This is a genomic window from Pseudoalteromonas sp. SIMBA_162, from assembly GCF_046535955.1.
In the GTDB taxonomy this organism is placed as follows: domain Bacteria; phylum Pseudomonadota; class Gammaproteobacteria; order Enterobacterales; family Alteromonadaceae; genus Pseudoalteromonas; species Pseudoalteromonas marina.
This window is the reverse complement of sequence record NZ_JAWJBQ010000147.1, coordinates 1-349: the sequence shown is the minus strand read 5'-3', so window position 1 is coordinate 349 and position 349 is coordinate 1. Positions and strand designations below refer to the sequence as shown.

General features: G+C 38.1%; 1 protein-coding gene. It reads right to left on the bottom strand.

The window, feature by feature from the left end:
* A partial coding sequence (locus R0J88_RS19095) for a TniQ family protein (RefSeq protein ID WP_410900742.1) occupies positions 1-349 on the bottom strand: 349 nt, incomplete at both ends.

Sequence of the window (349 nt, the reverse complement as noted above, 5' to 3'; positions counted from 1 at the left end):
ATACAATGCCAATAAAACTCTCCGTACTGTTCATAATCTTCTTCAAAACAAGATGGACAATATTTAATGTATTTGTTTATTGGAATTCTACTGCGCATCAGCCCACAACCGCCTATCGTTTTACGTCCATCCTCATTGACCATCGCATCGTAAATAGTCCGCGCTTGTGCCGTTTTTAGAAATGATGTTAGAAATGGAAACATCGTATGCTTTCGTATTAAATAATCTGCATCTAAACTCGTTTGACGAGCAATTTCTCTTACTAATGAAGGCAAATAAACGGTTGCACAAACCCAGTCACACTCGAACACATCGTACATTGTATGGCGAATATAATAGTTGCCTGATC